Here is a 26,011-nt window from a genome sequence, read left to right as displayed (position 1 = left end):
GCTTCCTCCTACCTGCGCACAGTTTCCACACAGTTGTTCATCAGCATCGCGATTGTCATAGGCCCAACTCCGCCTGGAACTGGAGTGATAGCTGACACTTTATCCTTTACATCCTCAAAATCAACATCACCGCATAATCTGCCATTTTCATCCCGGTGCATGCCCACATCAATCACTACAGCACCATCCTTGATATATTCTGATTGAATAAACTTCTTCTTCCCTATTGCAACAATCAGAATATCTGCGCGGCGGGCCACCTCCTTGAGGTTTTCTGTCCTGGAATGGGCCACAGTTACAGTCCCATGCTCTCTGAGCAAAAGAGCTGCCATAGGTTTTCCTACAATATTGCTCCTTCCAATTATGACACACTCTTTTCCGGCAATTTCTATGCCAGACCGCTTCAAAAGCTGTACAATCCCCGCCGGAGTACAGGATAAAAACCCCTGCTCTCCAATCCAGAGCCTTCCCACATTCACAGGATGGAAGCCGTCCACATCCTTATCAGGCGATATGGCCCTTATAATTTTATCCTCATTTATGTGGGGCGGCAATGGCAGCTGTACAAGGATGCCATTAACGCTTGGATCTGTATTTAGCTGCTCTACCAAGTTTAAAAGTTCTATTTCAGCGGCGGACTCAGGCAGCTCAAACGCCCTGGATTCTATTCCAACAAAGGCACAGGCCTTTTTCTTATTGTTGACATAGACAGTGGAAGCAGGGTCATTGCCCACCTGAACAACGGCCAGGCATATATCTATACCAGCAGCTTTCAGCCTGGCTGTCTCTTCTCTTAACTCTTCCTTTATTTGACTGGATACCAGTTTTCCATCAATAATCTGCACTATTTTTATCTCCTTTAAAACAATCCGGTAATTCTGCCATCCTCTTGTACATCGATTTGGTTTGCAGCGGGCACTTTCGGGAGTCCTGGCATAGTCATAATGGCTCCGGTCAGTGCTACAACAAAGCCTGCCCCTGCGCTTACATACACCTCTCGTATGTGGATGTCAAAATCCTCCGGGCGTCCCAGCCTCTTCGCATCATCAGAAAGAGAATATTGGTTCTTTGCCATACAAACCGGAAATTCACCGAACCCAAGCTCCTCAATCTTCGCAAGCTGTTTCTTGGCCCCAGGTTCATAAACCACGCCTCTGGCTCCATATATTTCCCGTGCGATTGTCTCGATTTTTTCAGTAAGGGACAATTCATCCGCATATAGAGGCATAAAATGACTCTCTTTCTTTTCCAGTGTTTCCAGTACCTTCTCAGCTAAGGCAATGCCGCCCTCTCCGCCCTTTTCCCACACTTCTGAAAGGGCAAACTCACACCCTCTCTCTTCACAGAACTTTCGGATAAATTCATTCTCTGCCTCAGTATCTGTCACAAAGGAGTTCAGGGTGACAACAACAGGCACATTATATTTTTGAATGTTCTCGATATGCTTTTCCAGATTTACTATTCCTTTTTCCAGCGCTGCCAAGTTCTCTATATTCAGGTCACTTTTGGCAACCCCCCCATTATACTTCAAAGCCCGGACTGTTGCAACTAAAACTACTGCATCCGGTTTGAGGCCTGCCTTGCGGCACTTGATATCTAAAAACTTTTCTGCGCCTAAATCCGCCCCAAAGCCTGCTTCCGTAATTGTAATGTCACTAATCTTCAAAGCCATTTTCGTGGCCCGGACACTGTTGCAGCCATGGGCTATATTGGCAAACGGGCCCCCATGGACAAGTGCGGGCGTATGTTCCAGTGTCTGTATCAGATTTGGCTTAATTGCATCTTTTAACAGCGCTGCCATGGCCCCCGTTGCCTGCAGGTCATCTGCAGTCACCGGATCCCCGTCAAAATTATAGGCAGCAATAATCCTGCCCAGCCGTCTGCGCAGGTCAGCCAGATCATCAGCCAGGCACAAAATCGCCATAATCTCAGAAGCCACGGTAATGACGAAATGATCCTCTCTCACCATTCCGTCCATCTTATTTCCCAGGCCCACGACAATATTGCGCAGTACTCTGTCGTTCATATCCAGACAGCGTTTCCAGACAACCTGGCGGGGATCGATTCTCAGGCTGTTCCCCTGTTGAATATGATTATCCAGCATAGCTGCCAGCAGATTATTGGCAGAAGTAATCGCATGAAAATCTCCTGTAAAATGCAGGTTCAGATCCTCCATTGGGACTACCTGGGCATAGCCGCCCCCGGCTGCCCCGCCTTTTATGCCAAAGCAGGGCCCCAGAGATGGCTCACGCAGGGCAATCAGTGCATTTTTATTTAGTTTTGCCATTGCCTGCCCAAGCCCGACTGTGGTGGTGGTTTTCCCCTCTCCCGCAGGCGTGGGGTTGATGGCAGTCACAAGAACCAATTTCCCATCCTGGTTATCTTTTACTCTCTCCCATAAATCGTCAGATAACTTTGCTTTATATTTGCCATAAAATTCAAGTTCATCCTCCTGGATGCCTACACTGGCCGCAACCTCTTTAATATGCTGCATCTTAGCTTCCTGGGCGATCTGAATGTCAGTTTTCATCTGAAATACCTCCTGCGTGATTATTTTTCTTCTATATACTGTTCAAATTCTTCTTTAGACATCAGTACTTTCCTGGGTTTCGTCCCTTCTTCCTCTCCCACGACCCCTGCTTTGGCAAGCTGATCCATAATACGGGCCGCTCGGTTAAAACCTATCTTAAACATCCTCTGGAGCATACCGATAGACGCTTTCTCCTTGTCGATAATCAGATTCCCTGCATCCACAAAATAGGCATCCCTGTCGCTTCCGCCCTCGGCTGCTGTGCCCGGCATACCAAGGTCTGCGCCGCCTGTGCTGGAGTTGACATGCTCTTCTATCTCTTCACTATATGCAGTATTTCCATTATTCTCAATTAAATAATCTACTACCTTCTGCACCTCTTTGTCTGATACAAAAGAACCTTGGACTCTGACTGGTTTTGGGTACCCTGTAGGGTAAAAGAGCATATCCCCCTTACCCAACAGCTTCTCCGCTCCATTCATATCAATAATTGTCCGGGAATCTACGCCAGATGAAACTGAAAAAGCAATCCTGGACGGCATATTTGCCTTAATCAGTCCTGTAATGACATTGACAGACGGCCGCTGTGTGGCGAGTATCAGGTGCAGGCCCGCTGCTCTTGCCAGCTGCGCTAGGCGGCAGATGGCCCCTTCCACCTCACCGGGAGCTACCATCATAAGGTCGGCAAGCTCATCTACAATGATCACAATCTGTGGCATCTTTTTGGGAATACCTTCCCCAGGTTCAAGCTGGCTTACTTTTTCATTGAAGCCTTTCAGGTCCCTGACATTATACTCGGCAAACAGCTGATACCTCTTTTCCATCTCTGCAACTGCCCAGTTCAATGCACCTGCAGCCTTCTTCGGGTCTGTCACGACCGGAATCAACAGATGGGGTATCCCGTTGTACACACTGAGTTCAACTACTTTTGGATCCACCATGATCAGTTTCACATCTTCTGGATCCGCCTTATATATGATACTCATAATCAATGTGTTAATACAGACAGATTTTCCAGAACCAGTGGCTCCCGCCACAAGCAGATGGGGCATTTTTGCAATATCTGCCACCATTACCTTGCCTGATATGTCTTTGCCCACTGCAAAGGATATGCCTGATTTACTCTTTTTAAATTCCCCGGACTCCAGCAGGTCCCGCAGCATTACTGCCGTATTCTCCTTATTAGGAACCTCGATTCCCACCGCAGCCTTTCCTGGTATGGGAGCCTCAATCCTGAGATCAGCCACAGCCAGGTTTAATTTTATATCATCTGCCAACCCCACAATTTTACTGACCTTCACTCCTTGTTCCGGCTGCAGCTCATAACGTGTGACAGAAGGGCCGCAGCTGGCATTCATTACATGGACCCTGACCCCAAAATTTTGCAGAGTCTGCTCAAGCTTTAGGGCTGTGGCCCGCAAATGGGCATCAGAGTCTCCCCCTGTTTTCTTCCCTTTATTCAAAAGCGTCAGCGGAGGGATCTTATAAATCCTCTGTGGCTGTTCCTCCTGGATCCTCACAGTCTCCTCCACCTGTGCTGCCTCCCCGGCAACGGCCAGGGCGTCGGAGGAATTTCTTTTCTTCCTGGAAGTTTCCAAACTCTTATCCGGTTCTCCCAAGCTGACCTCCTCCATGCCGCCCTGCTGGGCCTGGGGACGGTTAATGACCAACTCCTGTTCCTCGAAAGGAGAAGGAAGAGAAGGTTCAGCATCTATCTGCAGGTCTGCCGCCTTGAGTTCTTTTACTTCTGGCGATTTTTTGTTTACAGGCTTGTCCGTCAAGGTGGTGGCAAAAGAAACACCTGACACCTTATTGTCCCGCCTTCTCAATTTACCCTCAGCTTTTTCAGCCTCCTTTTCTTTCATCCGCTCTGCCCGCCTCTGGGCAGACGCCTCTTTCCTGCGCCTTGCATCTTCGTAAGCCTTCCGGCTGCCCTTTCCCAGAGGGGCCAAAAGTGACCTCTCTGTAATCAATATAAGGCTGATTACAATCAGGACGGTCAGGACAACATAGGTTCCCACAACGCCTATCAGCGGGCAGAGAAGCTTGACCAGGCATCCCCCTGCCAGGCCCCCTGCATTCCTGCGGCTGCTGGAGAGCCTGTAATAAGATAAAAGTCCCGCCTCCGGGTCATAGGGGTTCAAGACCAATTCCAAAAATGCTGCAATAAACAGGCACAGGGCAATTACAGCGCCTGTCTTTATGTACGCATGGGCGCTGCCTTTATTAGAAATTATAAAGGCAACTGCACCAAACAGGACAAATGGCAGAAAATATGCCATAAACCCAAACAACCCAAACATAACTGACGAAACCGCCTCCCCCACGATCCCGCCCAGGCCAAAGTTGCTTATGACAAGCAGTATACAAACAGCCAGAACGGCCAAAACTATAATTTCTGACTTAAGAGCCATATTCCCCTGTGATTTTTTTGGCCTGCTTTTGGTGTTTTTTTTATTTTTAGTAGACTTCGCAGCCATAATATTTCCCCCTTGGTATTTACACATACTACGTTTAGTATACCATTATTTGAAATACATGTCATTATTAAATTTTACAGAAGTATCTTAGGGCAAGGGGGCGCCTCCATATAGGAACATGTCCTCTATGCTTTTTTATCTATCATCTCATGTAGTTTTCTCAGGGCCTGGCTGATGCCCCCCACTTCATCGATCAGTCCTTCGCGCACTGCGTCCTTCCCTTCCAGCAGCGTCCCCACATCCTTTACAAGCTGGGTAGAGTCCAGCATAAGCTCTTCTAGCCTTGCCTGTGTTATATTGGAGTGGTCAGCAATAAATTTTGTGATTCTGTCCTGCGTTTTTTCCATATTCCTGTAGCTTTGGATCACGCCAATAAACATCCCTGTGGAGCGTACCGGGTGCACAATCATTGTCCCGCTTGGGACAATAAAGGAGTAATCCGCAGATACAGCCAACGGCCCCCCAATAGAGTGGCTGCCTCCAAGCACAAGGGAAACTGTAGGTTTACTGACAGAGGCAATCATTTCAGCGATCGCGAGCCCAGCCTCTACATCCCCGCCCAGTGTGTTCAGCAGAATTAAAATCCCTTCTATTTCATCGTTATCCTCCACCTCAGCCAGCCTGGGGATCAAATGCTCATATTTCGTCGCCTTTGTGTTTCCAGATACAGCCTCGTGGCCCTCTATCTCCCCAATGATTGTCATAAGCTGAATATTATGTCTGCCGTCTTCCTTGCCAAGGCGCAATGTCCCTGTATCTTTAATCTCCTCGTTTTCCCCAGCCTGATTCTTCTGGATCTGTTCCTCTTTTTCACCATTCATAGCTCATTCCGCCTTTCCATAACTGTTATTGCTTTATTATTTGAAGGAAAAGCAGAATTATACACGAACAGCCAAAATGAAGCCATCACACGAACCAACACAAGAAAAATGGTATGAATGCAAATTGTATACATCCATACCATCCATATTATTGAAGCGCCTGCTCCAAATCGGCGATAATATCTTCTATATTTTCAATGCCTACACTGAAGCGGATTAAATCTGGCTGCACGCCTGCCTCAAGAAGCTCTTTCTCATTCATCTGGCGGTGTGTATGGCTTGCCGGATGGAGCACGCAGCTCCTGGCATCTGCCACATGGGTGACTATGGCAATCATTTTTAGCTTATCCATCATCTTAACCGCGGCCTCTCTTCCTCCTTTGAGTCCAAAGGTCAGTACCCCGCATGTACCATCAGGCATATATTTTGAAGCCAATCCATAATATTTGTCCCCGGGAAGTGACGGACAGCTTACCCAGGCCACCTTTTCGTGGCCTTTAAGGTACTCTGCCGCAGCCAAAGCATTCTCGCAGTGGCGCGGAACACGCAGATGTAATGTTTCCAACCCAATGTTTAATAAAAATGCATTTTGTGGGGACTGGATAGATCCCAAGTCACGCATCAGCTGTGCCGTGGCCTTTGTAATAAAAGCCGCTTTTCCAAACTTCTCTGCATACACAATACCATGGTATGTTTCATCCGGAGCGGTAAGGCCAGGAAATTTATTCCCATATGCCATCCAGTCAAAGTTCCCACTGTCTACAATAGCCCCTCCTACACATGCAGCATGGCCGTCCATATATTTTGTGGTAGAATGGGTCACAATATCAGCCCCCCATTCAAAGGGACGGCAGTTAACTGGTGTGGCAAAGGTATTATCTACGATAAAAGGCACATTGTGGGCATGGGCAGCAGAAGCAAACTTTTCCAGATCCAGCACGACCAGGGCCGGGTTGGCGATTGTCTCTCCAAAAACTGCCTTTGTATTGTCTCTAAAAACCCCATTTAACTCTTCCTCTGTACAATCTGGATCCACAAATGTGGCCTCGATCCCCATTTTCTTGATCGTATGTGCATATAAATTATAAGTGCCTCCATAGAGTGCAGATGCACATACAATGTGATCCCCAGCCTCCGCAATGTTCATGATGGCATAAAAATTGGCTGCCTGGCCGGAGGATGTAAGCATCCCTGCGGCCCCTCCCTCCAAATCACAGATCTTGGCCGCAACTATGTCATTGGTGGGATTCTGAAGCCTCGTATAAAAATATCCAGATTCCTCTAAATCGAACAAACGTCCCATCTGCTCACTGCTGGTATAGCGGAAGGTTGTACTCTGATATATAGGAACGATCCTTGGTTCTCCATTACCTGGCTCATAACCTGACTGTATGCATTTTGTCTCTATCTTGTAGCTGCTCATATTCCTTTCCTCCTTTGAATAGCGCTTTCCTCTGCAATGAAAATATGGTTAATCCAGAATGTGCCCTGTAGATGAGTGCAAGTATTCCCACTCAAGCCTGCGCACCATCTCACGGTAAAGCTTTCCGCACTCTTCTCGTTTTTCCTCCTCGATCAAGTGAACGCAAGGATCCAGGTATTCCCGCCAGATATCAGCGTAAATCTGTGCCGCGTCCTCCCGGCGGTCAATTCTTTTTACAATTGTAGGGGCAATATTATAATATTCCTGCACTGTCTGGGCCCCCTCTTCTGAGTTCAGAAGATACGTATCCCTGTAATCCCTCAAAAGACCCAGCTCATAGCAGTCGTCAGACTTATCCAGGCTCCTGCACACAGCTGTAGTGATGTAGCACAATCCCTTTTTAAATCCTCCCTGTATACTTTCCCTTGTAGAGTGCCCTATTTTATTCTCGGGCATTTTCTGGTTCCACAATTCCACAATCTTCTCTGTAAAGGCCCTGGCCCTCAGGCTCTGTGTCTCGCCCAGAAGGGGAATAAAATAAGATACCATATTCATGTTATGATCCAGGCATACTATATCTCTTTTTCTCTTGGAGGGAATCTTCGCAAGCTGCTCCGCCACATAGTCAGGCACATAAGAGGCAAGCTGCTCCAGCCTCTCATCTGATTCCTCAAATTCATCTTTAAACTGCTCCAGGAGAGGTCCATATTTACTCTTCAGGCTTTCCATTTGTGAATCATATGTTTTTTTATGAAACTTCATGGCATACTGAGATGTCTCCTCAAACAGAGAAATCATCTCTGCTTTTAAATTTTCCTGATTCATTTTATCTCCTCTATAAGTATCCATATTTCTTTTGGCTATTCATCCCAATTGTGGTACACATCCTGGACATCATCATCCTCTTCAAGCAGATCCAGAGTTTTATGTATATTTTTAATATCCTCCTCACTGCTCAACTCCACATAGGTCTGAGGAATCATGGTGACTTCCGCGGCCGCCATGGCAACGCCTTCCTCCTCCAGCTTCAGCCTCACTGCGCTAAAGTCCTCAGGCGCAGTCAGGACTTCAAAACTTTCCTCTTCCTCCGTGAAATCTTCTGCCCCGGCATCCAAAGCCAGCATCATCAGCTCATCCGCGTCCATGCTGCAGTCCTCTTTTGCCACTAGGATCTGCCCCTTTTCGTCAAACATGAAGGAAACACAGCCTGGGGTACCTACATTGCCGCTCCCTTTTGTAAATGCATTCCTTACATTGGACGCTGTACGGTTCTTATTATCTGTCAGGGTCTTGACAATAATGGCCGTCCCGTTAGGGCCATACCCTTCATATGTAATATGCTCATAGTTATCTCCTGCCCCTTCTCCGGCAGCTTTCTTAATATTCCTGTCGATGGTATCATTTGGCATATTATTTGATTTTGCCTTGGCAATCACATCCCTCAGCCTGCTGTTATTGTTGGGATCCGGGCCGCCGCCCTCCTTGACGGCAACGGCAAGCTCCCTTCCCAGTTTCGTAAATATTTTTCCCTTTGCAGCATCATTCTTTTCTTTCTTATGTTTAATATTCGCAAATTTAGAATGTCCTGACATTTCTAATCTCCTCTTGTCTATTTTCTTTTCGTATTCTTAATCACTGAACTCGCCTTACAATTCTACCACTCTTTTGGGGATATTTCAATTCTTTATTCTGTCCCCTTCTATGTAGGAAGCTCCAGGCTGATTTTGACCGCTTCGTTTACTTTATTCATCAGGCTGCTGTCCACATGGCACACGAACTCCTTCAGCCTCTGTTTATCAATTGTCCGGATCTGCTCCAGCAGGATCACAGAGTTTTTCACAATATGGTACTTTTGTGCACTGATCTCAATGTGGGTAGGCAGCTTTGCCTTATTCATCCTGGACGTAATTGCTGCGCAGATTACAGTAGGGCTGTGTTTATTTCCCACGTCATTCTGTATGACCAATACCGGCCGGATGCCTCCCTGCTCTGATCCCACCACCGGACTTAAATCTGCATAATATATATCTCCTCGCTTAATTACCAAACCACTTCACACTCCGATTCTCATTCTTTGCCATAGGGCATATTTGAGTATTCCCAGTTTTTTCGGATGTATGCAAGTGCCTAAAAATTTGGAACAGCTGTCTTGCCAGGCCTCTATGCCTGCCCTGTCAGGACAGATAGTCTATCTGCTCCACAACCTCTCCTCCTCTGATATAAACCCGGGGGATCCGTTTGCCCAGGCAGCAGACAAATTCATAATTAAATCTCCCAGTAATTCCACTTAACTCTTCTACCAAAATCTCTTCCTTTTGGTCCCTGCCGATCAGGACTACTTGATCCATAAAACGGACATCTGGGATATCTGTCACATCTGCCATAAACTGGTCCATACAGACGCGCCCCAAAATCCGCGCCCTTTTACCATGGATCAGCACATGGCCTCTGTTAGAAAGTCCTCTGGAATAGCCGTCCCCATACCCCACCGGGATCGTAGCTATTTTCATTTTATTTGGCGCTGTAAAAGTCCCGCCATAACTGATACACGTACCGGCCTCAACTTCCTTGACATATGTCACATGGCTGACCAGCTCAAGGGCCGGCTTTAAATGGACTGCCTCACGGCACACTTCGTCTGACGGGTACATGCCGTATATGGCAATACCTGCGCGCACCAGATCATGCTTCATATCTGGATGGTCAATAATACCTGCACTGTTATTACAGTGGTAATATGTAATATGTACGCCTATTTTTTCAAGGGCCTCCTTCATCCGGGCAAACTGCTCATGCTGCCGCAGAGTATATGTTTTATCTATTTCATCTGCCTTGGCAAAATGGGTATACATTCCCTCCACCTCAATACCAGGGAGGGTACTGATCCTATGGATGGACCCTACGCACTCCTCCCCCGGCAAAAAGCCAAGCCGTCCCATGCCTGTATCTACTTTAATATGTATGTGCGCGGTTTTTCCATATTTAATAGCTGCCTCTGACAGCTCTTTCGCAGTCTCTTCCATATATACAGTTGCCCGGATATCGTATTTGAGCATTTCTTCGTATTGCTCAGGAAATATACATCCCAGTACAAGCACAGGTTTCTGTATTCCCCCATGGCGCAAGGCAACAGCCTCCTCCAGGCTGGCAGTGGCAAATCCCCATATATAGCTGTACTCTTTTTCCTCGAACATCCTGGCAACAGGGACTGCGCCGTGCCCATATCCATCCATCTTAATCACCGCGATGATCTGTGCCCCTCCCCCAATCCTTCTCTTCAACTGCCCCATATTATAGGCAACTGCATCTAAGTCAATCCTGGCATATACCCTGCTGTATTGTTTCATCTTCCATACTCTCCTCTGTCTCTTTGATACAAGCCTGTATGCCGGCAATCAGATCCTGTGCCAGCACACTGTAGGATCCCTTTGCCTTCCTGGCCGCATCTCCGCCGCAGGCATGTAAAAATACCCCGCAGGACGCAGCCTCAAATGTCTCCATGCCCTGGGCCAGTAAAGCTGTAATAACGCCGGCAAGAACATCTCCTGACCCCGCCTTAGCCATGGCGTTATTCCCTGTCGTATTTACAAAGGGATGTTCTCCTGCCTTCATGACGAATGTGCGTGCATCTTTCAGCGCGCAGACAATATCATACCGGCCTGTAAACTCTCTTATTCTGGTAAGACGCTGATCCTTTAGTTCTCTGACCGGACAGTCCAGCAAACGGGCCATTTCTTTCATGTGGGGAGTCAATACCAGGGGACATTCTTTCTTTTCTAAAAGTTCCAGATGTCTGCTCAAAAGATTCAGTCCATCTGCATCGACAACACAGGGCACTTTTGCTTCCCTCAGCGTCTGGGCCAATAATTTCTCTGCTGTTTTACTCTGCCCAAGGCCGCATCCGATACAGACAACATCTGCCCAGGAAAGCAGGCTTTTAAACCGCTCCTCTTCATACTCCCTGTATGTGGCCAAAATCGCCTCAGGGAGCTGCTGCTGGAGGATCACCCGGTTATCCTCAGAAGTATAGATCTGTACAAGTCCCGCCCCACACGTGTAGGCAGCCATAGCACTTAAATAAGCTGCCCCTGACATACCTGGACTCCCGGTAACCATCAGGACTCTTCCGTATGTACCCTTGTGTGAATCCGCCTTTCTCCGGGGCAGAAGCCTTTGCAAGTCTGCCTTATGGTATCGGAAACACACTCCTGTCTCTTGTTCAAATATATGCCCGCTAATACCAATATCCTTTGTCACAACCTTGCCTGCAGACAAATATCCGGGGTACAGGATGCATCCCAGCTTTGCACATGCGAAAGCAACTGTCAGATCTGCTTTAAAAGCAATGCCCAGTACCTGCCCCGTGGCAGAACAGATCCCGGATGGAATATCCACTGCTGTCTTGTGTCCCTGCAAGGCATTCATTGCCTCTATTATGCTGCGGTACCTGCCTGATACTTCCCGGTTGAGCCCCACGCCAAAAACAGCGTCTACAATACTAGTATATTCTCCGGCCTCTATTGTTGTGACTATAGGGACTTCTGACTTATCTGCTATCCGCATCTGCAGCCGGCATTCTTCACTCATAGATTCTTCCCGGCCCACAAAAACGGCTGTGACCTGACAGCCTTTTCCCTTCAGAAGCCTTGCAACTGCAAACCCGTCACCACCATTATTTCCTGATCCACAGACCACAAGGGTCTTTGTCAAGTCTGCCCCATCCTGTTCCATGGCCTCCACAACGGAGAGCGCCGCCCGCTCCATCAGCACCAGGGATGGGATGCCTATCTCATGGATGGTATAACTGTCTGCCCTCTGCATCCATTCTCCTGTAGGCAAATATTCCATATTCCAGCCTCCTTTATATTTTGTGGGAACAAAGAAAGTCCCCTCTGAAATGAAACAACGTGTAAAAAAGACAAGCTGTCCTTAATACACGTCTGATACCCTTCTTTATTTTCCGTGGTCTTCCTGATAGCGGCTGATTGTATATGACAAGCGCATCAGGCTGTCAGACAAATGCACATTCTCCACAATAATGTCTTCCGGCAGGTTCAAATCTGTATGTGCAAAATTCCAGATAGCCCTGATTCCATTTTCTATAAGCATCTCAGCTACTTCAATGGCTTTTGACTTAGGGATAGTCAGCGCGGCAATCTCAATATCTGACTGACTTACAAAATCCTTCAGCTCGTCCATCATCCGGATAGGGACTCCCCGGATAGCCACCCCTTCCAACCGGGAATTCACATCAAAAAGTCCTTTAAGAATAAACCCATTCTTCTCAAATGACGCATAATTGGCCAACGCCTGCCCTAGATTTCCGGCTCCTATGATAATCATATTGTGAGGCCTGTTAAGTCCCAGAATCTTTCCGATCTCCGTATAGAGGTACTTTACATTATAGCCATATCCCTGCTGGCCGAACCCACCGAAGTTATTTAAATCCTGCCTGATCTGGGAAGCAGTCACATGCATCTTTTTACTCAAATCATTCGAAGAAATGCGTTCTACCCCTGCATCTAAAAGCTCACCCAAATATCTATAGTATCTGGGCAGCCTCCCTATCACTGCCCGTGATATCTCTCTGTCTTCCACAGTTATCGCCTCCAAATTTGTTCTGGGATGCATTCAGTAACCTGCAGGTACTTAAAAACCTGGATTATCAAACACATCTTTGCCTTATTATATAGAATTGTAAGAACAAAGTCAAATTTTTGTTGTATTTCGGTTTATTTCCGCTATAATAAAATGGGTATTGAACAAGGAACGTATAAATCCTGTATACGCCGGGAAGGCCTGGGGCAGGCCCTATCCGGCCTGCAGGATCTTGCATCATATTAAATTTATTTGGATTACAGGAGGCTGTCTATGGTATTGGCATGTCACAATCTTACTAAATCTTTCGGGGAACAGCTCATTGTACAGAATGGAGCTTTTCATATAGAAGACAGAGAAAAAACTGCACTGGTAGGCGTAAATGGCGCCGGGAAATCCACAATCCTTAAAATGATCGTGGGCGAAGAGCCGGCAGACGGGGGAGAGATTATTCTGACAAAAGGTAAAACTTTAGGGTATCTGGCCCAACAGCAGCATCTGCAGAGCGGACTCTCTATTTACGAGGAGGTAAAAACAGCAAAAGCTGATATCCTTGCATTAGAAGCGCAGATACGGCTTGCTGAACAGGAACTTAAGACATTAAGCGGCGATGCCCTTCATAATAAACTGGAATCTTATCACAGGATGGTATCTAGATTTGAGTCTGAAAATGGTTATGCATGTGAGAGCGAGCTGGCCGGTGTATTGAAAGGCCTTGGTTTTTTGGAGGAGGACTTTTCAAAAATGACTGACACTCTGTCAGGGGGGCAGAAAACCCGCGTATCCCTTGGCAAGCTGCTGCTCACCAGACCAGATATCCTCCTGCTGGACGAGCCTACCAACCATTTGGATTTAAATTCCATCACATGGCTGGAAACCTACCTCATGAATTATCCAGGTGCTGTTTTTATCGTTTCCCATGACCGATTCTTCCTGAATCGGGTTGTCACAAAAGTTGTGGAGATAGAAAACGGCGAAATACGGATGTACCTGGGCAATTATAAGGCATATGCAGAGAAGAAACAGCAAATCAGGGATGCCCTGCTCAAAGAATATTTAAACCAGCAGAAGGAGATACAGCACCAAGAAGCCGTGATTGAAAAACTGCGCTCTTTTAACCGGGAAAAGTCTGTCCGCCGCGCGGAAAGCCGCGAAAAAATGCTGGATAAGATGACACGTATTGAAAAACCCAAAGAGGCCGCAAAGGACATGCATTTTTCCCTGGAGCCATCCTGCCTCAGCGGGAATGACGTCTTAACTGTCAAAGGACTTTCCAAAAGTTTTGGCAGCCAGACCTTATTTAAGGACATAGACTTTGAGATTAAGCGCGGGGAGCATGTAGCCGTCATCGGCGACAACGGCACAGGCAAAACGACTCTGCTGAAAATCCTGAACCAGGTCATCCCTCCGGATGCCGGAGCCTTTACCCTTGGCTCCAAGGTGACTATCGGATATTATGACCAGGAACACCATGTCCTGCATGAGGACAAAAATATCTTCGAAGAGATTTCCGACGCTTACCCATCCCTTACGAATACTGAGATACGAAGCACCCTGGCTGCATTTCAGTTTACAGGAGATGAAGTATATAAACTGATCCGGGATCTTAGCGGAGGCGAAAAAGGAAGGGTCTCTCTGGCAAAACTCATGTTATCTGAGGCCAATTTCCTTATTCTGGATGAACCTACGAACCATTTGGATATTACCTCCAGGGAAATTCTGGAAAAGGCTTTGAATGAGTATACCGGCACTGTGCTCTACGTATCTCATGACCGGTATTTTATTAACCAGACGGCAAAACGGATTTTGGAACTGGTAAACCAGACATTTATAAACTATATTGGGGATTATGATTATTATCTTGAAAAGCGGGATGACCTCACTTCACTATATGCCCCCCAATTGTTACATACATCCCCTGAAGGCCAGGCTGCCCACGGTAATAAAGAGAGCGATTCCCGGATCAGCTGGCAGGAGCAAAAGGAGCAGAAGGCCCTGAAGAGAAAACGGATGAATGATTTAAAGCGCACAGAGGAGCGCATTTCCATCCTGGAGGAAAGAAACTTAGAGATTGATCAGCTTATGTCCCAGGAAGAGATTTATTCCAGTTCCGTAAAGTGCCAGGAACTGGCTCTTGAGAAAACCGCCAATGATGAAGAACTGGAAAATTTATATGAAAAATGGGAGGAACTGGCCGAGTAGGCCGTCCTCCCATTCTGCTATAAGCAGATCCTTTTATTCCCACGAGCAAGGAGCCCAAGCGGACATGTTTATATGTCTGTTTGGCGGCTGCCGCGAGGGTCTCATACCCCGATGCTTGCATCGCTGCTAGTTTGATGCCCCGTATGCTTGCATCGGGGTCTTTGACTTATAAGCGTTTTGCTATTTCTTTAATAAACTCCTCGCTGTTTAGCACAACAGGATTCTCAATGGTTGTAATCAACGCTAAATCCTTTGTCATGCTTCCTGATTCGATGGTATCAATGGTGGCCTTCTCCAGCCTGTCCGCAAATTTCATCAGTTCACTGTTCCCATCCAGTTCCCCCCTCTTTCTGAGGGCGCCTGTCCAGGCAAAAATAGTAGCTACGGAATTGGTGGAAGTCTCCTCTCCTTTTAAATGTTTATAGTAGTGCCTCTGCACTGTCCCATGGGCAGCCTCATACTCATAATACCCCTCTGGTGACACCAGGACAGAAGTCATCATAGCAAGGGATCCAAAAGCTGAAGAAACCATATCGCTCATCACATCTCCGTCATAATTCTTGCAGGCCCAGATATAGCCTCCCTCAGATTTCATAACCCGCGCCACTGCATCGTCAATCAAGGTATAAAAATACTCAATACCCGCCGCCTTAAATCTTTCGTCAAACTCAGTATCATATATCTCCTGGAAAATATCTTTGAAGGTATGGTCATACTTCTTAGAAATTGTATCTTTTGTGGCAAACCATAGATCCTGCTTTGTATCCAGAGCATAGGAGAAACAGCTTCTGGCAAAACTCTCAATAGAACCGCAGAGGTTATGCATACCCTGAATAATCCCAGGCCCCTCAAAATTATGTATAAGCTCTTTTGTCTGCGTGCCGTCTTCGGCTGTGTATACAAGCTCCGCTTTCCCGGCTCCCGGTATTTTCATCTCAGAACCTTTATACACATCCCCGTAAGCATGTCTGGCAATGGTTATCGGCTTCTTCCAATTTTTTACGCAGGGTTCGATTCCCTTTACCACAATGGGCGCCCTAAAAACAGTGCCGTCTAAAATCGCACGGATGGTGCCATTGGGGCTTTTCCACATTTCCTTCAGGTCATATTCCTCCATGCGGGCGGCGTTGGGTGTGATTGTCGCACATTTTACAGCCACTTTATATTTCTTTGTGGCATTGGCAGAGTCAATTGTCACCTGGTCATCTGTCTCATTTCTATATTCCAGTCCCAAGTCATAATATTCTGTGTTAAGCTCAATGTGAGGCTTGAGAAGGTTATCCTTGATCATCTTCCACAAAATACGTGTCATCTCGTCCCCGTCCATCTCCACAATAGGTGTGGCCATCTTAATCTTTTCCATCTTATCTGTCTCCTTCTGCTAATTCTTCATAACCTTGTCTCTTCAAGTTCTGTATGACATGCAGGATATGCTCGTTGGCAAGCTGTTCTGCAAGATCCTTATCCTTATCCTGGATGGCGCGCAATATTTGCCTGTGTTCACGCACAGACTTGCGGGCGCGCTCCTCCGACACCACAGAATATTTACGGGCAGCCTGGACATACTTATGGAAATCCATCAGCAAATGGCCAAGAATCCTACTGTTGGAAGCCGCATACAAAATTGTATGAAACCTGTTGTCAAGCTCAGCTATCTGATCCGCGCTGCCTCCTCCCTCCCTCTTCATATGGAATTCAGAGAGCATCATAATCTCCTCCAGCTCATCCAACTGCTCCTCTGTAATATTTTCCGTGGCCCATCTGGCGCACAATCCTTCCAGCATAGAGCGCATAATATAAATATCTCCGATATCTTTGGCCGAAATCCCGGTAACATATGCCCCTTTATTGGGAATAATAGTCACCAGGCCCTCCAGCTCCAGCTGCCGCAATGCTTCCCGCACAGGAGTGCGGCTGACTCCCAGCTCCTTCCCGATTGTATTCTCCCGCAGTTCCTCGTGTTCTTTATATTTACCTTCCAAAATGCCGTCCCGGATTTTTTGAAAAACACGGCTGCCCAGGGAATTGTCCTGATATTCATCCATATTCTGCCTTATGCCTCCCAGGTTAAAGTGTTATATGCCTGTCTTGGCATATAATATCTATTTTGGCAACTAATTCTTCATCTGTCAAGACCGTAACCCTGCCGCCCTCATATTCATGATCCACCCAGGCCTTTATTTCCTTTACAAGCTCAGAATCTTTATCCATCTGCCTTTCCTTAGGAAGTTTATAATACCCATTTATCCAGTAAGCAATCCCTGCAGTGCCTGAAGTATTGGATACAGACACCATAGCCGGCCTGTTTAAAAATTTTTCCGTATCAAAAATATTATAGATTTCCTGATTTTTCAGCATTCCGTCAGCATGGATCCCGGCCCGGGTCACATTAAAATTCTGGCCGGCAAACGGCGTCATGGCAGGAATATGGTACCCAATTTCCTTTTCATAATATTCCGCCAGCTCCGTGATGGCAGTTGTATCCATGCCGTCCAATGTGCCCCTAAGCTGTGCATATTCAAATACCATGGCTTCCAGAGGTGTATTCCCTGTCCGCTCCCCAATGCCAAAAATAGAACAATTAACACCGCTTGCGCCATAGAGCCACGCTGTTGTAGAATTATTCACTGCCTTATAAAAATCATTATGCCCGTGGAACTCAATCAGCTCGCTGGGAACCCCGGCATGGATCATAAGGCCATAAATAATCCCCGGTATGGATCTGGGTATCACTGCCCCTGGGAAATTCACTCCATATCCCATTGTATCACAGACACGGATTTTCACAGGAATCTTGTACTCCTCCTTCAGCTTCATCAATTCCAAGCAGAAGGGGATGACAAAGCCGTATATGTCAGACCTGGTGATATCCTCCAAGTGGCATCTTGGCCTGACTCCAGTCTCCATACATTCTCTGACCACAGACAGATAATGGCTCAGGGCCTCCCTTCTGGTCATTTTCAGTTTATAAAATATATGGTAATCCGAACAGCTTACAAGTATTCCTGTTTCTTTGAGCCCGATTTGCTTAACCAGCTCAAAGTCTTTTTTATTTGCCCTGATCCAACTGGTTATTTCAGGAAATTCATATCCTTTCTCCAGGCACTTATAAACCCCGTCTCTGTCTTTTTTGCTGTACAGAAAAAATTCACTCTGCCTGATTTTCCCTTGGGGCCCTCCCAGTCTATGTAAATAGTCGTAAATCGTGACGATCTGTTCCGTTGTATAAGGAGCCCGTGACTGCTGTCCGTCGCGGAAAGTTGTGTCTGTTATCCAAATTTCATCGGGCATATTGTGTGGGACGATTCTGTCATTAAAGGCAATCTTAGGTATTTCCCCATACTGAAATAGATTCCTGAACGTATTCGGGGTTTCCACATCAACAAGAGGATACATATGCTCCTCTAGCTCTAAAAGGTTCGTGTGCTGGTTTAAAAATACTTTTCTGTTCTCCAATTTCTAGCTCCTCCTGTATTTTCCAGTTTGGTTTACAAGTCAAAGGCCCCGATGCAGGCATTGGGGTATTAGACCCTCGCGGCAGTGGCCAAATGGACATGTAAACATGTCCCCTTGGCTCGTTGCCCGCAGGAATAAATTTGTATCCTCGTATAATTGTATACACTTATACATTTTTTGTCAATCATGTTTAGCATAAGCAGGGCCTGACAGCCAATGACAGCCTGCTATCTCCCGCCCTATATCTGGGGCAGCCAAATACCTGGGGCAGCAAACCCGCTTATGCTCGCAGTCCGCAGAAATAAAGGGTATTCCCCGCAAACAAAAATGACAAACCTGGCTGTGGTTTATGCATTCCTGCCCGGAGAATACCCCTAACTTCTTAACATCGTATTTCTTATATAATCACTCTGACCTTTAACACGCCTTCGATCTGAGCCAATGCTTCTTCTACATCCCTGCTCACTTCCCCGTCAATATCTATCATTGTATAGGCATACTCTTTTTTACTTTTATTCGCCATCAGGGAAATATTCATATTAGCCTTTGCCAGAAGTCCGGTGAACTGGCCAAGCATATTCGGTATATTATGATGCAGTATTGTAATCCTGGATCCGCCTGTCTTTATTCCCATATCACAGTCAGGGTAATTGACTGAATGCGTAATGTTTCCGTTTTCCAGATAATCTTTTGCCTCTTTCACCGCCATTCTCGCGCAGTTATCCTCAGATTCCTCCGTGGAAGCCCCAAGATGCGGGATTACAATAGCGCCCTTCACGCCTGTTATCTCTGGTGTGGGGAAATCTGTCACATACCCCTTTACTTTTCCTGCCACAAGGGCGTCTACCATATCCTCTGTATTGACAAGGACGTCTCTTGCAAAATTTAAGATAACTATGTTCTCTTTCATCAGGCTGATGGCATCTTTATTGATCATCCCCTTTGTATCTTCAAGGGCAGGGACATGGATGGTAATGTAATCGCATTCCTTGTACAGCTCATCGACAGTCTTTGCGTGATGGATGCTGCGGGACAGCTTCCAGGCAGCGTCCACAGATACATAGGGGTCATACCCATACACATCCATCCCCAGATGGGTGGCTGCATTGGCCACCAGCACGCCGATGGCACCAAGGCCGATTACTCCCAGTTTCTTCCCCTCCAGCTCTGTGCCTGCAAATACCTTTTTCTTCTTCTCAGTGATTTTGGCTATGTCGCCATCTTCCTCATTTTCCTGCACCCAGTTGATTCCTCCGATAATATCACGGGCAGCCAGAAGCATTCCTGCGATTACCAGTTCCTTTACACCGTTTGCATTGGCCCCCGGTGTATTAAACACAACAATCCCTTTCTCTGCACATTTTTCCAAAGGGATATTATTGACTCCTGCGCCGGCACGTGCAATCAACTTTAAATTGTCGTCAAACTCTATATCATGCATTCCGGCGCTTCTTACGAGTACTGCATCCGCCTCCTGCATATCCTCAACTTTCACATATTGGCCGTCAAACTTTTCCAAGCCTACCTGGGCAATGGGATTTAAACAATGATATTTAAACATTTTACAGATTCTCCTTCTCAAATTTCTCCATAAAGGCCACCAGGGCCTCCACTCCTTCATAAGGCATCGCATTATAAATACTTGCCCGCATCCCGCCTACACTTCTGTGCCCTTTCAGATTTTCCAGGCCTGCCTCGTGGGCTGCCTTCACAAAGCGGGCATCCAGCTCTTCATCTCCTGTTATAAAGGGGACATTCATAAGAGAGCGGTCTTTGTGCTCCACAGTGCCCTTAAAGAGTTTGCTTTGATCGAGAAAACTATATAAAAGCTCTGCCTTCTTCTCATTGCGTACCTTCATGGCATCCAATCCCCCCAGGGATTTCAGCCACTGGAATACTTTTCCGCATATATAAATCCCATATGCAGGCGGTGTATTATAAAGAGACTTTGCATCTGCATGGATCTTATAAGTGAGCATGGCCGGAGTCTTAGGAAGTACATCCTCCGTAATCAGATCCTCCCGTATAATCACAATCACGACACCTGCCGGGCCGATATTTTTCTGTGCCCCTCCATATAAAAGTCCATATTTAGACACGTCGGCCGGTTCAGACAAAAAACAGGAGGAGACATCTGCCACCAGTGTTTTTCCTTTTGTATCCGGCAGCTGATGGAACTTTGTGCCGTAAATCGTGTTGTTCTCACAGATATATACGTAATCTGCATCCTCGGATATATTGAGGTCAGAACAATCTGGGATGTAAGAAAATGTTTTATCCTCCGATGAAGCAATTTTATTTACTTTCCCATATTTCCCCGCTTCCGCTGCGGCCTTCTTGGCCCACTGGCCTGTGACTATATAATCAGCTACTTTGTTCTTCATAAGGTTCATAGGAATCATGGCAAACTGCTGGGACGCCCCTCCCTGAAGGAAAAGCACCCTATAATTGTCTGGAATCCCCATGAGTTCCCTCAGGTCAGCCTCTGCCCTATGGATGATTTCTTCAAAGGCTTTTGAGCGGTGACTCATTTCCATAACCGACATGCCGGTTCCTCTGTAATCTAACATTTCTGCTGCTGCTGCTTTTAGGACCTCCTCCGGCAACACTGCCGGCCCTGCTGAAAAATTGTACACTCTGCCCATTTCATTTCCTCCCGAAATTATTTAAATTCACATTCCTTATTTCTGTTCCATATCCTTTTCGTCAAATGCATCACTGATTGCCGCCCCCGGCGCCACCATAGGCCATACTTTGTCATCACTGTCTATCTGGCAGTCAATCACAACCGGCTGGTTCATCTTAAGCGCCCTGGCAAAGGCCTCCTTAAATTCTTCCCTGGTAAAAGCCCTGATTCCCACTGCACCCATGGCCTCTGCCAGCTTCACAAAATCCACAGCATCGTTTAAAACAGTAGCCGAATAGCGCTGCTCATAGAAAAAGTTCTGCCACTGTCGGACCATCCCCAGCACATGGTTGTTAATGACTACCTGAATTATGGGGATATGATGCCTGACAGCAGTGGCAATCTCATTCATATTCATGCGAAAGCACCCGTCCCCTGCAATATTGACCACTGTCTCTTTTGGGCAGCCAGTTTTAGCGCCCAATGACGCGCCTAAGCCGTATCCCATAGTTCCCAGGCCGCCTGATGTCAGCAATGTGCGGGGCCTTGTATATTTGTAATACTGTGCTGCCCACATCTGATGCTGCCCCACCTCTGTCACCACAAGGGCATCCCCTCCGGTCTGCCTGTAAATCTCTTCTATTACAAAGGGACCTGTCAGAATTCCAGGGTGATATTTCAGAGGATATTTTTCTTTATATCCCTGAATCTTATCCATCCACTCCTGATGGGACTGCTGCTTAAGCCTGCCGTTGATACTCTCTAAAATTTCTTTAATATCCCCCACCACGCCTGCTGTGATAATCACATTTTTGTTCATTTCAGCCGCATCAATATCAAACTGGAGTATCTTTGCATTCTTGGCAAATTTCTTTGTGTTGCCTGTCACCCGGTCGCTGAACCTGGCTCCCACTACAATCAGCAGGTCACACTCGCTGACCCCAAAATTGGAGGTCTTTGTGCCATGCATGCCGAGCATGCCTGTATAGCGTGGATCAGTGCCTGGAAATGCACCCTTTCCCATAAGTGAGTCTGTAACTGGCGCATCTACTTTTTCTACAAATTCCCTGAGCTCCCTGCTGGCTCCAGACAGGACCGCTCCGCCGCCCACAAAGACATACGGCCTTTTAGCCTTATTGATCATCTGGATGGCCGTTTCAATTTCTTTATCACAAATACTGCCGGGTTCCGTCGGGGATACGGGAATGATTTCTTCTGGGCAATACTCAGCCATCTCAGCAGTCACATCTTTGGGAATATCAATCAGCACAGGGCCCGGGCGCCCTGTCTGGGCAATGCGAAAAGCCCTGCGTATTGTCTCTGCCAGCTTATTGACATCCTTTACGATATAGTTATGCTTTGTGATAGGCATTGTAATGCCTGCAATATCTATTTCCTGGAAGCTGTCTTTTCCAAGGAGAGATACGCCTACATTGCAGGTGATTGCCACAATAGGAATGGAATCCATACAGGCAGTGGCAATCCCTGTCACCAAATTGGTGGCCCCAGGGCCGCTGGTGGCGAAGCAGACGCCTACCTTCCCCGTGGCACGGGCATAACCGTCAGCCGCATGTGCCGCGCCCTGTTCATGAGATGTAAGAATATGCCGGATCTCATCGCTGTGCTTAAATAAAGCATCATATACATTCAGAATAGCGCCCCCTGGATACCCAAATACAGTATCCACTCCCTGCTCTTTCAAACATTCTATTACAATTTCTGCTCCATTTAACTGCATGTTCAGGAACCTCCTAATCGTTCTTTGGTACTTCAAGAATGGCCCCCCGGTTACCAGATGTAACCATGGCAGCATACCGGGCCAGGTATCCAGATGTAATTTTCGGCTCCTTAGGCTGCCATTTGGCCTTCCTGTCTCTTAATTCCTCGTCGGATACATCTAGCTCTAACTTCAGTTCAGGAATATTGATTTTAATGATATCCCCTTCTTCCACTAGGGCAATAGGGCCTCCCACTGCAGCCTCCGGCGATACATGGCCGATGGATGCGCCTCTGGAAGCGCCGCTGAAACGCCCGTCTGTGATCAATGCTACTGTGGATCCTAACCCGTATCCGGCAATCGCTGATGTGGGGTTGAGCATCTCTCTCATGCCCGGCCCCCCCTTTGGCCCTTCGTAACGAATCACAATCACGTCTCCTGGATGTATCTTTCCAGTCTTAATAGCCTCGGTGGCCTCCTCATCGCTCTCAAATATTCTGGCAGGCCCTTCGTGCACCAACATCTCAGGAACTACGGCAGAACGTTTCACCACACTGCCGTCTGGCGCCAGATTCCCTTTAAGTACGGCTATCCCCCCTGTCTCACTGTATGGGTTCTCCACAGGGCGGATTACTTCCGGGTCACGGTTGACGCATCCCTGGATATTCTCTCCCACAGTCTTCGTTGTAACTGTCATACAATCTGTATTGAGCAGTCCTTTCTTATTCAATTCATTCATGACAGCATACACGCCGCCGGCTTCATTCAGATCTTCAATATATGTATGGCCTGCCGGGGCAAGGTGGCAGAGGTTGGGAGTTTTTTGGCTGATAGAATTTGCAAAATCAATCTCAAAATCCATCCCAATTTCATGGGCGATTGCCGGCAGATGCAGCATACTATTGGTAGAACATCCAAGGGCCATATCTACTGTAAGGGCATTCAGTATGGCCTCCTTTGTCATAATGTCTCTCGGACGGATATTCTTCCTGACCAACTCCATAACCTGCATGCCGGCATGTTTGGCCAGCTTAATTCTGGCAGAATAGACTGCCGGAATTGTACCGTTCCCCTTAAGTCCCATTCCAAGGGCCTCTGTCAGGCAGTTCATGCTGTTGGCAGTATACATCCCGGAACATGACCCACATGTGGGACACGCTTTATTTTCAAATTCACATAAGTCTTCCTCTGTAATTGTGCCTGCCGCATAGGAGCCTACAGCCTCAAACATACTAGATAAGCTGGTCTTTCCACCCTTTACATGTCCTGCAAGCATGGGGCCGCCGCTGACAAAAATAGTAGGCACATTGATTCTGGCCGCCGCCATCAAAAGTCCAGGGACATTCTTATCACAGTTTGGAATCATAACAAGTGCATCAAACTGGTGTGCCATGGCCAGAGCCTCTGTGGAATCAGCAATCAAGTCTCTCGTAACCAGAGAATATTTCATTCCCACATGCCCCATGGCTATCCCATCACAGACTGCAATGGCAGGCACCATGATTGGAGTTCCCCCAGCCATAGCAACGCCCATTTTTACCGCCTCTGTAATCTTATCCAGGTTCATATGCCCCGGAACGATCTCATTGTAGGAACTCACTACCCCTACAAGGGGCCTGTCAAGTTCCTCCTGTGTCATCCCCAGCGCATTGAACAATGAGCGGTGGGGGGCCTGCTGGCTGCCCTTTGTTACTGTATCACTTCTCATATTTATTTAACCTCACTTTCTTCTTATGCCGCAGCCGTCCATGTTATGACGGCATTCTGTTTCCCAGGCGCTCTCCTTATCTGCCTCTGCCCGGTGACAGGCCTTATTCCCGCGAGCAACGAACCAAGGGGACATGTTTACATGTCCATTTGGCGACTGCCGCCAGGGTCTGATACCCCGATGCCTGCATCAAGGCCTTTGGCTTTCATCCAATATAGGAACAGATCCTGTCGCCCATCTCTGCAGTGCCAACCTGCTTCTTCCCATCTGACATGATATCCATAGTGCGGAATCCGTCCTCAAGCACCCTGGAAACAGCTTTTTCCACAGCTTCCGCCTCCCGGTCCAGGTCAAATGTAAAACGGAGCATCATGGCTGCAGATAAGACTGTGGCAATAGGATTGGCAATCCCTTTCCCCGCAATATCAGGCGCTGAACCGCCGCTTGGCTCATAAAGGCCAAATTTTGTCTCATTTAGGCTGGCTGAAGCCAGCATCCCGATAGATCCTGTCACCATACTGGCCTCATCTGACAAGATATCGCCAAACATATTCTCTGTCAAAATAACATCAAACTGACGGGGATTCCTGACAAGCTGCATGGCGCAATTGTCTACCAGCATATGCTCAAGCTCCACGTCTGGATAGCCGGCTGCGACTTCTTCCACAACCTTCCTCCATAGCCGTGAAGAATCCAGCACATTCGCCTTATCCACACTGGTCACTTTCTGCCTCCTCTTCCTGGCAATGTCAAAACCCCGCTTTGCAATCCGGCGGATTTCATTTTCATTATATGTAAGCTCATCACAGGCAGTCAGGACCCCGTCAACCTGGACTGTCTTACGCCTGCCAAAATACAGTCCCCCGGTCAGTTCGCGCATAATCATCATATCAAAGCCGCCTTCTGTGATCTCTTCTTTCAAGGGGCATGCCCCCTTAAGTTCATCATAGAGCACTGCAGGCCTTAAGTTTGCAAACAAATTCAATTCTTTTCTGATCTTTAAAAGTCCTGCCTCCGGCCTTTTAGATGGCTCCAGCTGATACCAGGGCGAGGTCTTTGCATCCCCTCCAATGGATCCCATCAGGACAGCGTCGCTGGCCTTTGCCTGGGCAACCGTCTCTTCAGTCAGCGGCACGCCGTTTACATCGATGGAGGCTCCGCCCATCAGAAGCTGTGTATATATGCACTCGTGGCCGTACACCTCCCCAACTTTATCCAGGACTTTCATGGCCTCAGCCACTATCTCCGGGCCGATGCCGTCCCCCTTAATCACTCCAATGTTCAGTTTCATAACCATACTTCCTTCCAAATTAGAATTAAAAATACTATTTTTTATGATACCGTATTTTTTGACACGTTTCAACCCTTTAATACGCAAAAGTGCAAGGAGCAGCTGATTCCCATGGAAAGATGTCCCATCAACGGATACCGTGCTTTCTGGCATATACAT

General features: G+C 47.2%; 20 protein-coding genes. 1 reads left to right on the top strand and 19 read right to left on the bottom strand.

What is annotated here, in order from left to right; genetic code table 11:
• Positions 1-8: 8 nt before the first annotated feature.
• From folD to EFA47_RS07440, 11 genes are all read right to left on the bottom strand, one after another.
• Positions 9-848 (bottom strand): bifunctional methylenetetrahydrofolate dehydrogenase/methenyltetrahydrofolate cyclohydrolase FolD, encoded by an 840-nt coding sequence (folD, locus tag EFA47_RS07490; protein ID WP_122642707.1) that lies wholly within the window; start codon positions 846-848, stop codon positions 9-11.
• Positions 849-859: 11 nt separating this feature from the next.
• Entirely contained in the window at positions 860-2,530 is a 1,671-nt protein-coding gene (locus EFA47_RS07485; RefSeq protein ID WP_122642706.1) for a formate--tetrahydrofolate ligase, read from the bottom strand.
• 20 nt (positions 2,531-2,550) lie between these two features.
• Positions 2,551-5,010, bottom strand: a complete 2,460-nt coding sequence (locus EFA47_RS07480; RefSeq protein WP_122642705.1) for a DNA translocase FtsK — start codon at positions 5,008-5,010, stop codon at positions 2,551-2,553.
• 125 nt (positions 5,011-5,135) lie between these two features.
• Positions 5,136-5,831 carry a ClpP family protease gene (locus EFA47_RS07475; RefSeq protein WP_122642704.1) on the bottom strand — a complete coding sequence of 232 codons (696 nt, stop codon included), beginning with the start codon at positions 5,829-5,831 and terminating at the stop codon, positions 5,136-5,138.
• Between the two features lie 148 nt (positions 5,832-5,979).
• Complete coding sequence (locus tag EFA47_RS07470; RefSeq protein ID WP_122642703.1) at positions 5,980-7,254, bottom strand: O-acetylhomoserine aminocarboxypropyltransferase/cysteine synthase family protein; 1,275 nt, start codon at positions 7,252-7,254, stop codon at positions 5,980-5,982.
• Positions 7,255-7,302: 48 nt separating this feature from the next.
• Complete coding sequence (locus tag EFA47_RS07465; protein WP_122642702.1) at positions 7,303-8,079, bottom strand: CFI-box-CTERM domain-containing protein; 777 nt, start codon at positions 8,077-8,079, stop codon at positions 7,303-7,305.
• A 35-nt stretch (positions 8,080-8,114) separates the two neighbouring features.
• Entirely contained in the window at positions 8,115-8,846 is a 732-nt protein-coding gene (locus tag EFA47_RS07460) for a YebC/PmpR family DNA-binding transcriptional regulator (RefSeq protein ID WP_122642701.1), read from the bottom strand.
• Positions 8,847-8,953: 107 nt separating this feature from the next.
• Complete coding sequence (locus EFA47_RS07455; protein ID WP_122642700.1) at positions 8,954-9,301, bottom strand: type II toxin-antitoxin system PemK/MazF family toxin; 348 nt, start codon at positions 9,299-9,301, stop codon at positions 8,954-8,956.
• Positions 9,302-9,428: 127 nt separating this feature from the next.
• On the bottom strand, positions 9,429-10,601 hold the full coding sequence (alr, locus tag EFA47_RS07450; RefSeq protein WP_122642699.1) for an alanine racemase: 1,173 nt from the start codon (positions 10,599-10,601) through the stop codon (positions 9,429-9,431).
• The gene (locus tag EFA47_RS07445) at positions 10,567-12,102 is read right to left on the bottom strand and encodes an NAD(P)H-hydrate dehydratase (protein ID WP_122642698.1); all 1,536 of its coding nucleotides are present in this window, start codon (positions 12,100-12,102) and stop codon (positions 10,567-10,569) included. The genes alr and EFA47_RS07445 overlap by 35 nt, the downstream gene beginning before the upstream one ends.
• A 105-nt stretch (positions 12,103-12,207) precedes the next feature.
• Positions 12,208-12,852 (bottom strand): redox-sensing transcriptional repressor Rex, encoded by a 645-nt coding sequence (locus EFA47_RS07440; protein WP_122644450.1) that lies wholly within the window; start codon positions 12,850-12,852, stop codon positions 12,208-12,210.
• A gap of 273 nt (positions 12,853-13,125) precedes the next feature.
• Between EFA47_RS07440 and abc-f the strand changes: the two genes are divergently transcribed.
• Positions 13,126-15,054 (top strand): ribosomal protection-like ABC-F family protein, encoded by a 1,929-nt coding sequence (gene abc-f / locus EFA47_RS07435; protein WP_122642697.1) that lies wholly within the window; start codon positions 13,126-13,128, stop codon positions 15,052-15,054.
• A gap of 166 nt (positions 15,055-15,220) precedes the next feature.
• On the opposite strand, the gene EFA47_RS07430 is transcribed toward abc-f, so the two are convergent.
• The 8 genes from EFA47_RS07430 to leuB all read right to left on the bottom strand — a co-directional run bounded on the left by EFA47_RS07430 (position 15,221) and on the right by leuB (position 25,852).
• Entirely contained in the window at positions 15,221-16,417 is a 1,197-nt protein-coding gene (locus tag EFA47_RS07430; protein ID WP_122642696.1) for an NADP-dependent isocitrate dehydrogenase, read from the bottom strand.
• A 1-nt stretch (position 16,418) separates the two neighbouring features.
• Entirely contained in the window at positions 16,419-17,099 is a 681-nt protein-coding gene (locus EFA47_RS07425) for a GntR family transcriptional regulator (RefSeq protein WP_122642695.1), read from the bottom strand.
• A gap of 22 nt (positions 17,100-17,121) precedes the next feature.
• The gene (locus tag EFA47_RS07420) at positions 17,122-18,510 is read right to left on the bottom strand and encodes a 2-isopropylmalate synthase (protein ID WP_122642694.1); all 1,389 of its coding nucleotides are present in this window, start codon (positions 18,508-18,510) and stop codon (positions 17,122-17,124) included.
• 397 nt (positions 18,511-18,907) lie between these two features.
• Positions 18,908-20,071 (bottom strand): phosphoglycerate dehydrogenase, encoded by a 1,164-nt coding sequence (locus EFA47_RS07415; protein WP_122642693.1) that lies wholly within the window; start codon positions 20,069-20,071, stop codon positions 18,908-18,910.
• Between the two features lies 1 nt (position 20,072).
• On the bottom strand, positions 20,073-21,155 hold the full coding sequence (gene serC / locus EFA47_RS07410) for a 3-phosphoserine/phosphohydroxythreonine transaminase (RefSeq protein WP_122642692.1): 1,083 nt from the start codon (positions 21,153-21,155) through the stop codon (positions 20,073-20,075).
• Positions 21,156-21,191: 36 nt separating this feature from the next.
• Positions 21,192-22,874, bottom strand: coding sequence for a biosynthetic-type acetolactate synthase large subunit (gene ilvB, locus EFA47_RS07405; protein ID WP_122642691.1), 1,683 nt, complete (start codon positions 22,872-22,874; stop codon positions 21,192-21,194).
• 13 nt (positions 22,875-22,887) lie between these two features.
• Positions 22,888-24,561 (bottom strand): dihydroxy-acid dehydratase, encoded by a 1,674-nt coding sequence (gene ilvD, locus EFA47_RS07400; protein WP_122642690.1) that lies wholly within the window; start codon positions 24,559-24,561, stop codon positions 22,888-22,890.
• 205 nt (positions 24,562-24,766) lie between these two features.
• Complete coding sequence (gene leuB, locus EFA47_RS07395; protein WP_122644449.1) at positions 24,767-25,852, bottom strand: 3-isopropylmalate dehydrogenase; 1,086 nt, start codon at positions 25,850-25,852, stop codon at positions 24,767-24,769.
• Positions 25,853-26,011 lie beyond the last annotated feature (159 nt).

The organism is Luxibacter massiliensis (assembly GCF_900604355.1).
Classification (GTDB): domain Bacteria; phylum Bacillota; class Clostridia; order Lachnospirales; family Lachnospiraceae; genus Luxibacter; species Luxibacter massiliensis.
This window is presented reverse-complemented; position numbering and strand designations above follow the sequence as displayed.

Bases quoted from the DNA above. Each gene is read 5' to 3' on its own strand.
- EFA47_RS07480 (WP_122642705.1), bottom strand. From the start codon at position 5,010: ATGGCTGCGAAGTCTACTAAAAATAAAAAAAACACCAAAAGCAGGCCA.
- EFA47_RS07475 (WP_122642704.1), bottom strand. From the start codon at position 5,831: ATGAATGGTGAAAAAGAGGAACAGATCCAGAAGAATCAGGCTGGGGAA.
- EFA47_RS07460 (WP_122642701.1), bottom strand. From the start codon at position 8,846: ATGTCAGGACATTCTAAATTTGCGAATATTAAACATAAGAAAGAAAAG.
- EFA47_RS07470 (WP_122642703.1), bottom strand. From the start codon at position 7,254: ATGAGCAGCTACAAGATAGAGACAAAATGCATACAGTCAGGTTATGAG.
- ilvD (WP_122642690.1), bottom strand. From the start codon at position 24,561: ATGAGAAGTGATACAGTAACAAAGGGCAGCCAGCAGGCCCCCCACCGC.
- EFA47_RS07445 (WP_122642698.1), bottom strand. From the start codon at position 12,102: ATGGAATATTTGCCTACAGGAGAATGGATGCAGAGGGCAGACAGTTAT.
- serC (WP_122642692.1), bottom strand. From the start codon at position 21,155: ATGGGCAGAGTGTACAATTTTTCAGCAGGGCCGGCAGTGTTGCCGGAG.
- EFA47_RS07485 (WP_122642706.1), bottom strand. From the start codon at position 2,530: ATGAAAACTGACATTCAGATCGCCCAGGAAGCTAAGATGCAGCATATT.
- EFA47_RS07425 (WP_122642695.1), bottom strand. From the start codon at position 17,099: ATGGATGAATATCAGGACAATTCCCTGGGCAGCCGTGTTTTTCAAAAA.
- leuB (WP_122644449.1), bottom strand. From the start codon at position 25,852: ATGAAACTGAACATTGGAGTGATTAAGGGGGACGGCATCGGCCCGGAG.
- ilvB (WP_122642691.1), bottom strand. From the start codon at position 22,874: ATGCAGTTAAATGGAGCAGAAATTGTAATAGAATGTTTGAAAGAGCAG.
- EFA47_RS07465 (WP_122642702.1), bottom strand. From the start codon at position 8,079: ATGAATCAGGAAAATTTAAAAGCAGAGATGATTTCTCTGTTTGAGGAG.
- EFA47_RS07430 (WP_122642696.1), bottom strand. From the start codon at position 16,417: ATGGAAAAGATTAAGATGGCCACACCTATTGTGGAGATGGACGGGGAC.
- alr (WP_122642699.1), bottom strand. From the start codon at position 10,601: ATGAAACAATACAGCAGGGTATATGCCAGGATTGACTTAGATGCAGTT.
- abc-f (WP_122642697.1), top strand. From the start codon at position 13,126: ATGGTATTGGCATGTCACAATCTTACTAAATCTTTCGGGGAACAGCTC.
- EFA47_RS07415 (WP_122642693.1), bottom strand. From the start codon at position 20,071: ATGTTTAAATATCATTGTTTAAATCCCATTGCCCAGGTAGGCTTGGAA.